Below are 8682 nucleotides of genomic sequence, written 5' to 3' on the forward strand. Positions count from 1 at the left end.
ACGGGCGTCGCATAGCAGCCTATGCGGTTTATTGCAATATTCTGAAGGTTTCTGCATGAATTTGAATGTACCAGACACTCGTCAACTCGAACTGGCTCGGCGCTTGCGGGAAGGTCAACAAGTCATTGCGGTCGAGGCTGCTCAAGAATTTGACGTGTCAGTTGATACGATCCGGCGGGATATTCTCGCCCTCGAAGCAGAGGGAAAGGCCCAACGCGTTCGCGGTGGTGCTGTGCCTTTGTCCACTCCGGCACCGCCATTGCATAAAAGACTGTCGGGAGATGTCGCGCCTGACGCGAAGCTGGTTTCTGCCGCTATCCGAGAGATAGGCAGTGCGGCGACACTCCTGATCGATGGAGGCACGACAACACTTGCCATAGTCGAACGCCTGCCCCACGAAGAGGGTCGGCTTGTGATCACACCGTCGCCCTGGATTGCGATTGCCTGCCAGCAAAAAAACGTTCCGGTCTATGTTTTGGGTGGTAGCCTAAGGCCGCAAGGTGGCATTGCGACAGGAGACACCGCAATCGAACGGGTTGGGGATGTCGCGGCAGATGTTGCGATTCTGGGAGCGTGCGGACTGGAGGCTGAGTTCGGTTTAAGCTCGGACGATGCAGAAGAAGCCATGATGAAGAAGGCAATGCACCGGGCCGCAAGCCGCACTATTGTTGTGACTAGTCACGCGAAAATCGGCCTCAGAGCCCGTCATCGAACAGTAGCGCTCCCAAAGATAGATGCCGTTGTTACAGATTCAAACAACGCGACAACAGATTTGCTCGCGTCCCACACGCGTGTGGTGACCAAATGACCGAAAGTTCTCGTGTAAGTGAACTGACCCCGAGAATTGGCCAGCCGACTAAACATTCGGCTACAAACTCGGCGCGTTTAGCCACACGTTTGGCCTTTTTTACGGCGGGTTTCTCCCTGGCCTGCTGCGCGCCCCTTTTTCCCTTTTTCAAAGAATCCGTTGACGTCGATAAAACGCAATTTGGGCTACTCCTGCTTTGTCTTGGATTTGGATCTATAGTCGCCATGCCGATTACCGGTGTCTTGGCAGCGCGCAGTGGAGCGCGTCCACTTATTTTGCTTGGAGGCTATGGTCTGATCGCCATGCTTCCCCTACTGGCACTATCGCAAACGCCAATAGCTTTGGGTGCAGCTTTATTCGTTTTCGGAGCATCACTTGGAACCATCGACGTCGCAATGAACGTTCATGGCGCGGAAATTGAAGCTATCGAAAATCGCCCACTTATGTCGAACTTTCACGCCCAGTTCAGTATTGGTGGGTTTTTCGGCGCTGGTTTGGTTACACTGTTGTTGTCGTTGTCCATCCCAGTTCTGGCTTGTGCCATCGTGGGGGCTATCGTGGCATTGGCTTCAATGCTGCTGGCCCGCTCCCGGTTTTTGGAGGTCAGTGGCAAGGATCCGGAACCCATTGTGGTTCCGCGCGGGGTTGTTCTGCTCTTAGCCATTTTGGCGGCAATCACGTTTTTGATCGAAGGTGCTCTGCTGGACTGGGGCGCTCTTCTGATCATTGATCTTGAACTCACCGAACCCGAAAGCGCCGGCGTCGGTTACATATTGTTCTCAATCGCAATGGTATTAGCCCGCCTGACTGGTGACCGAATTGTTGAGCGATGTGGGGAATATCTCGTGCTGCTGGCTGGCGGATCAATCGCAGTTCTTGGCATCGCGAGTATTCTGCTATCGACCAACTCGGTTGTTGCCATGCTTGGGTTTGTCTTGATTGGGCTCGGAGCCGCGAATGTGGTGCCGATCTTATTCAGCGCCGCTGGACGTCAAAACTTGATGCCACCGGGGATTGCTATCGCCTCGGTTACTACAACGGGATATGCAGGCATCCTTATGGGGCCAGCATTGATTGGTTTCATATCTGGGGCATCGACACTGGCGACGGCATTCTGGATGCTTGCGCTGCTCATGGTATCAGTTCCGATTTTCGCGAGACTGGTGGCAAAAGTCTGAACCCAGCATAGGCAACAGTCTCGATAATTTTCGTCAGTACCTACTCAGTGTTTCCAGTATCATATTCCGCGTGTTGACGTCGTTGTGGAAAATCCTGTCGGCGAGAAACTCGGACGGAAACTCAGGCCATGTCCCGTGCATTTCAGCGACGAGCCGTCGTGCTTCTTCTGAATTTCCCAACTGATCGTACGCAACAGCTTGGAATAAGAGAGAAGGAGCACTGACTGGCGCTCCGGCAGCTGGTGCGCCCTGGAAGGCTTCAACAACATTTTCGTAGTTCCCGAGCATAAGTTGTGAAACGCCCCAGATGTTTCTCGCACCAAACCTACCAGAGCCTGATTTGGGCCTCTCCGGGTTGCTAACCTCGGCAGCAAGTTCCGGGGCGTTAGCCAAGATGGCGGTGATACCTGCAAGGTCGAGAATATGGCCATCATTCGGCGCCAGTTCGACGGACATTCTTGCGTACTTTAATGCCTCGTTTGGCTGGTTTTTGACAGCCAGCACCCAACCATTTGCGCCGTTTGCCCATGCATCGACGGGGGACAATTCAAGCCCTATTCCAGACATTTCTGAGGCTTGGTTGAAGAGATCCTCCCTCTGTGCTTCATCCGGCGACAGCACTGCTAGGATCGCCAGGACCTGCGCTGATCCAGCATAGCCATCAGACAGAGCCGGGTCGAGTTCCATCGCGTGCTGGAACATTCCCAGTGCTATTTGCTGACGTTTGACATCAAAAACGGGAAAAAACATGCCTCGGGCTTGGTCCGCAAGGTTGGCAGCCTGGAGTCTTGTCAATGATTGTTCACCAAGCGCCACACGTTCTGCTTCTTCGATGGATCGAGTTGTTGGCACAACCTCCCTGTTATCCTGGCTCGTCCAGATTCCAAGCACAGCGACTAATGCAAGAACACCCAGTCCGGCTGGCAGCAGATTCAGCGAACGCCGACCCTCATCAGGCTCATCGCTGTCCCACGCACTCGATGTGCGATCTTCATTTGTAGGTACGTATGAAAACCGCGGCTTGTATCCGCCGGGGTCAACAAAGATGCGAACTCCATTGCCGTCCCAGTGATCTTCGTAGAACTGATGCAAAAGACGACGCAGTCGCCTAGCCTCAACGCGAACCAGGTTTTGACCACCAGTACCATCTATGCGCCGTCCATAGACCTCAACAGCGATAGCTTTACCTCTAATCTGATTGCTTCGACCAGATAGAGATTCCTCGACTATGTAGGTGAGAAATTGCGTGAGTCGGGGTGAAGCTTGAAACCCGTCGCTTGATACAATTCGACTCAGAGCTTCCCGGATGAGCTCCGGAGAAGGCTGTCCAACATGTTGATTTATTGGCAATTCGTTGGATTTGTTCAATGTCAACTCACCCCCAACTCACGGTGACTCACTTGGCCTTTGCGGTCAACCGCACTCATCTTGATTTGAGAATAGATAGTGGGTGTCGGGATTTTTCCAGTGACGGTGGACCTGATTGAAGAAATTCCAGAACTTTCCGATGTGCTGTCGAGGCACATCGAAACGGACGCGCTTCTCGGCGAGGTCATCGAAGACCTGAAGAAAGCATCTGCGTTTTCGAAAGACGCATCGATCACGGCCTCAGAGCGCGCCGAATGGGCCCACATCAAATCTGAACTCATCAACGAGCTTCGCCGGATATTGAAGCGCAAACTGTGAGATACTTTTAACTGAGGACCGATCCATGACCAAGGAAGACAATAGAAAAGACCAGGACGACAAACAGGCTCAGGCGTCAGACCAAATTGAAGACCCGTCGCGGCGGAGTGTTCTAAAGGGCTTGGCTACTGGAGCGGCTGCGACAGGGGCAGCTGGGTTTGCGGCAGGAAGCACCGAGGCCCACGAAGGAGACGGCCCTCTAGGAGAAACACTCAAAAACCCATATGGTGGTCGACCCGCAGGCGGCATATCTTTGCCGGAGTACTTCCGTCCTACGAAGTACATGACTGGTTCAAACGCGAACTATTTTCCACTGAGTGAGGAGTTGGGGCCAGATGAGATGCGCATCTCATTCTGTGGTTCAACACCCTATCCGCCGCGCGAAGATCAGGCGGGTACTTGTATCATGGTAGAGTTGGGAAATGGAAAACGGTTCTTCTTCGACTTTGGATCCGGTTGTGTCCGCAACATCATCGCCATGCAGGTGCCGGGGCAGCTGATCAACGACATCTTTATCTCTCACCTGCATGTCGATCACTACGCCGACATCCCTTACATCTACCCGTTCCGGGCCTGGTCGGGAGGGTACACTCCACTTCGTATTCACGGCCCGTCCGGTCGGACACCCGAGCTTGGAACAGCCGGAATGGTTAAAGGCATGCAACAGATGCTCAAATGGCATCTGGAGGCCTTCGATGTTTTCCCGATTGGGGACGGCTACGAGATTGAAGTCAATGAATTCGATTTCCGCCAGGAAGGTGGCATCGTTTATGATGAAGACGGTGTGACTGTTCGGTCCTGGCCACGAAGCCATGCCAAGGACGGTGCGGTTGGCTATCGGCTCGATTGGAACGGGTTGAGCTTTGTATGGACCGGCGATGGTCGACCAGACGAGCTTTCACGAAAATACGGCGAAGGCGTTGATGTCTTTGTAACCGAAATGTCGGGACAGGATATTGGTCAGTTGATGACCTACAAATACGGTATCCCACAGGATCTCTTTAACTACACTATCGATACGCATCACACCTCCCACTATGCCGTGGGTAAGCTCTTTGCTGACACAAGGCCGCGTTTGGGAATGGTGACACACTATACCCAGGACGAAGACATCGATGCTGAAATGCTGGCTGGTATTCGCGCCCACTACGACGGTCTTTTCCAATGGGGTCTCGATGTAGCCGTTGTGAACGTGACCAAGGATGCGATTTGGTACAGGAAAGCCGCACTGCCCGGAAAATCCGGTACTGTCCCACCATTTCGTGAACTGGCGGCGGCAGCCGAGGCCGGGCGTATTGAGCTTCCGGATGAAATCACATTGCCAAATCCGAGGCTCACCCGAGCAGATCAGCAAGACCAGAAATACCGTGATATGGAGATCGATCCACGCGAATACTACCCAACTGACGTTTTCCGAGCACCCGGCGGGGACTGGCCGCAGGACTTTACCATCAAAGTTTCGGATGTAATCGGCTCGCGTGATGAAGACTGATAGGAGATCGAACAATGATTGAATTTGGTTCGACTTCTGCGATCCCCGTAACGATCCTTACCGGCTTTCTAGGAGCCGGTAAGACAACACTTCTGAACCGCATCCTCACCGGTAATCACGGATTACGAGTGGCAGTCCTGGTGAATGACTTTGGATCCATTAATGTAGATGCTGATCTCGTAGTTGGCTTGGAAGATGACGTAATGAGTCTGGCAAACGGCTGCGTGTGCTGCTCGATCCGTGATGATTTGATCGAAACCGTGGAAGCCGTTCTCGCCCGACCTGAGAAACCGGAATACATCGTCCTTGAAGCAAGTGGAGTGTCGGATCCATCGTCAATCGCGATGACATTTACAGATCAAAAGTTTCGGGACATGATCCGCTTGGACAGCCTCATGTGTCTTGTCGATGCGGAACAACTATTTGCTGCACCAGAACAAATGGAACTGAAGCTCCGTCAAATTGCGTTTTCGGACATGGTTATTTTGAACAAGGTCGACCTCGTCGACAGGGCGGCTGTTCAAAGGGTGCACGATTGGCTCGGATCTCGCTTCCGTCGATATCGCCTGGTCGAAGCTGTAAACGCAGACGTCCCACTCGACATACTTCTTTCTGTTGGTCGCTTTGCCGCCGAACAACTCGAAACGGAAATACCTGATCACCATGAACATGGACCAGATTGTGGTTGTCAACACTCTGATCACTCAGACAGCTTCTCAACAACTATGATGAAAGCTGAACGCCCGATAAGCCTATCCTCTCTCAGGAGTGCAATTCGGAAGCTTCCGGGCGACGTTTATCGTCTCAAGGGTTTTGTTTTCAGCGAGGAGGATCCAGATCATCGCATTCTTGTTCAGGTGGTTGGAAAACGTATGGACATCGCACGGGATAGTGCTTGGGGTGACCGCAAACCCGAAACACGGCTTGTCGCTATAGGCGCACCGGGGGCGCTCTCCGAGGATGTCCTTTCGGATACGCTTATGGAGACAGTCTGAAAGCCAAGTTCGATGAAGTATTTGGGCTAAAAGTCAGCCGTGCTGAATAATTTCATCTAGTTCGGCGGCGGCGGACTGTGAGCGGGCCATTGATGTCATTGCCAACCTGGCGATCTCAAGTGCAAGCCACCCATGAGAAAACGGCCAGCTGAAGGGAACCGCCTATGAATCTAGGGTTGCTACGCTGCTCCATACTTGCCGGGATTAGTGCCCTTTCTGGTACTGCGTGGGCAGAGTCCCAGGAAGAAGAGCTAGCAAAGCAACTTGCTAACCCAGTGGCCGCTCTCATTAGTGTGCCATTCCAGCTGAATTATGATCAGAATTTGGGTGCCGACGGAAATGGTTCGCGTTGGATATTAAACGTACAACCGGTTGTTCCCTTTGATCTTACGGATGATTGGAACCTCATATCCCGAACGATTCTTCCAATTGCCTCCATAGATGGCGGCCTAGCGGGTCCCGGTTCCGAAACTGGGCTAGGAGATACCGTCCAAAGTTTTTTTCTTTCGCCCAAAAAGCCGAGCGCTGGCGGTTGGATCTGGGGGGCTGGACCCGTTTTTCTGCTGCCGACGTCGACAGATAACAGTTTAGGTCTCGGAGAGTGGGGTGCTGGAGTTACCGGCGTGGCTCTCAAACAGCAGGGTCCTTGGACATATGGTGGCCTTACAAATCACATTTGGGACATTGATGGTAACACCGACATCAACCAGACGTTCTTACAGACATTTATTTCCTACACAAATTCGAACGCGTGGACGTTCACTTTAAACACTGAGTCCACCTACGACTGGGAAAACGATCAATGGTCTGTGCCAATCAACGGTGTTGTCACCAAAGTTACCCAGCTCGGCGATCAACTTATCAGCGTAGGCGGAGGAGTACGCTATTGGGCCGACGGCCCCGATAGTGGGCCCGACGGTTGGGGCGCGAGACTTGTGGCTACCTTTCTGTTTCCCAAATAGTTGAGCCTTTCCTCAGTGAATATCGCTACCGGATGCAGGCATTGCGTGGATGAAAGCGAATAGCGGTTTTGTCTCTCGAACGTCTGGGTCGTTGCGCAACTCTGAGTTTGCAAAACACGATTTTGAAGGTCTGCTTTGGGCTGCCATCAGCCAATCACGTGTACCGCAGGGAATGACTATTTAGAGCCCACATTGACCGATGCTGCGCTATGCCCCAATTACAGCAATGCGCAGAAACCAGACTTTGCAAACTTTGGCGGACGAGCCAATGCGGACTATCAACATCTTTCTCGGATATTGCGGTTGCGGCCCGCTTATCCACAACAGTGGTTTCCTAACTGAATTGGTGGACACGGGACAGTTGCATAGGAACAAAAAACACAGCAATAGCCTTCCAATGGTTTCAAGACTGCCTTGCATGATTTGCATTCATAAAACGACTGGCACGAGTCGGTTGGCATTCTTTCGGTTTCAATGCGTCCGCACTCAGGGCAAGTCAAAGTGCTATCCAGCACCACAGCTTGTTTTGTCATTGTCTCACATCTGCATGATTAGATAACCGCCTCCGCATGTGCGACATTCCGGGAACGCAATACCAGAGAAGGGAAGCCCACGATGTCCCCCGATTTCGCCAGTGATTTTCCGGCCCACAGACTGACCACACATTTGACAAAAGATGATCTGGTTCTATCACAGCAAACTCTGGACCAGATTGATCACATCGAGACCTGGCTCATGAATGAACGCGCGGCTCTCAGAGATAGAGCCCCCAACAGGAAGTTGAATTCAGGCTACCGAACCCTTTTTTACGGCCCCCCAGGCACCGGTAAAACGCTGGCGGCAACAGTTTTGGGTCAATCCACCGGTCGAGAAGTTTACAGAGTCGACCTATCCTTGGTGATGTCAAAATACATTGGCGAAACCGAGAAGAATCTTTCGCGTGTGTTCGATGAGGCCGAAAAGAAAGGCTGGATACTGTTCTTCGATGAGGCTGACGCACTCTTTGCGAAGCGAACTGAAGCTAGTTCGGGCAATGACCGATATGCAAACCTTGAAGTGTCCTACCTCTTGCAGCGAATCGAAACCTGCACTGCCGTCACGATACTTGCCACCAACTTGCGCAGTCGTATTGATGATGAGTTTTCGCGCCATTTCCAATCCATGATCGCATTTACTCTCCCCTCCAAAGGTGTGCAGAAACGACCCTGAAACCCAATTTCGCGAATAAGGGTATTCCGCTAAACGTTTCGGCCCAGAGCCGACATCCAAACCGCCATACTGATGCTGCGGTTGCAGCCCGCTTTGCAGACTTTCGCGGCGTCTATGCAGCGGTACCGAATGCAATCGATCAAATCGTAAGACTTTAGTGCTTGAAGTAAGACTAACCATAAGCACCCATCCTGGACGCGCTGAAACTCGTGTCGATCTTACTGGAGGTGATCCGTTTGACAGGCCCAACAATCCATTGATTATGTGCGCATGACCAAAGCTCAACGACCGCCAAAGCCAAAACCCATGCCGTACACCCCAGAGCCGGACCGCTACGAGCGGATGGTGTATC

At 52.4% G+C, this 8682-nt stretch carries 9 protein-coding genes; 7 read left to right on the forward strand and 2 right to left on the reverse strand.

Translation table 11 applies throughout. From position 1 onward, the window contains the following. Window positions 1-31: 31 nt before the first annotated feature. Both ACR0LW_RS17390 and ACR0LW_RS17395 read left to right on the forward strand, forming a co-directional pair. Entirely contained in the window at window positions 32-808 is a 777-nt protein-coding gene (locus ACR0LW_RS17390; protein WP_480883566.1) for a DeoR/GlpR family DNA-binding transcription regulator, read from the forward strand. Beyond that, entirely contained in the window at window positions 805-1986 is a 1182-nt protein-coding gene (locus ACR0LW_RS17395) for an MFS transporter (RefSeq protein ID WP_480883568.1), read from the forward strand. Before ACR0LW_RS17390 ends, ACR0LW_RS17395 begins: the two co-directional genes overlap by 4 nt. Before the next feature lie 33 nt (window positions 1987-2019). Here ACR0LW_RS17395 and ACR0LW_RS17400 read toward each other — a convergent pair whose 3' ends face one another. Next, complete coding sequence (locus ACR0LW_RS17400; protein WP_480883570.1) at window positions 2020-3354, reverse strand: tetratricopeptide repeat protein; 1335 nt, start codon at window positions 3352-3354, stop codon at window positions 2020-2022. Window positions 3355-3453: 99 nt separating this feature from the next. On the opposite strand from ACR0LW_RS17400, the gene ACR0LW_RS17405 reads away from it, so the two are divergent. The 4 genes from ACR0LW_RS17405 to ACR0LW_RS17420 all read left to right on the forward strand — a co-directional run bounded on the left by ACR0LW_RS17405 (window position 3454) and on the right by ACR0LW_RS17420 (window position 7121). Next, window positions 3454-3672: a hypothetical protein gene (locus ACR0LW_RS17405; protein ID WP_170624857.1), complete on the forward strand. Its 219-nt coding sequence runs from the start codon at window positions 3454-3456 to the stop codon at window positions 3670-3672. A 25-nt stretch (window positions 3673-3697) separates the two neighbouring features. Further along, window positions 3698-5164, forward strand: coding sequence for a guanitoxin biosynthesis MBL fold metallo-hydrolase GntH (gene gntH, locus ACR0LW_RS17410; protein WP_480883572.1), 1467 nt, complete (start codon window positions 3698-3700; stop codon window positions 5162-5164). A 14-nt stretch (window positions 5165-5178) separates the two neighbouring features. Beyond that, entirely contained in the window at window positions 5179-6159 is a 981-nt protein-coding gene (locus ACR0LW_RS17415) for a CobW family GTP-binding protein (protein ID WP_480883574.1), read from the forward strand. 164 nt (window positions 6160-6323) lie between these two features. After that, the gene (locus ACR0LW_RS17420; RefSeq protein ID WP_480883576.1) at window positions 6324-7121 is read left to right on the forward strand and encodes a transporter family protein; all 798 of its coding nucleotides are present in this window, start codon (window positions 6324-6326) and stop codon (window positions 7119-7121) included. Between the two features lie 314 nt (window positions 7122-7435). Here ACR0LW_RS17420 and ACR0LW_RS17425 read toward each other — a convergent pair whose 3' ends face one another. After that, complete coding sequence (locus tag ACR0LW_RS17425) at window positions 7436-7654, reverse strand: GDCCVxC domain-containing (seleno)protein (protein WP_480883578.1); 219 nt, start codon at window positions 7652-7654, stop codon at window positions 7436-7438. An 82-nt stretch (window positions 7655-7736) separates the two neighbouring features. Here ACR0LW_RS17425 and ACR0LW_RS17430 point away from each other — a divergent pair, with 82 nt between their 5' ends. Further along, window positions 7737-8330: an ATP-binding protein gene (locus ACR0LW_RS17430; protein WP_480883580.1), complete on the forward strand. Its 594-nt coding sequence runs from the start codon at window positions 7737-7739 to the stop codon at window positions 8328-8330. Window positions 8331-8682 lie beyond the last annotated feature (352 nt).

The sequence above is a fragment of the Ruegeria sp. N4 genome, assembly GCF_056531425.1.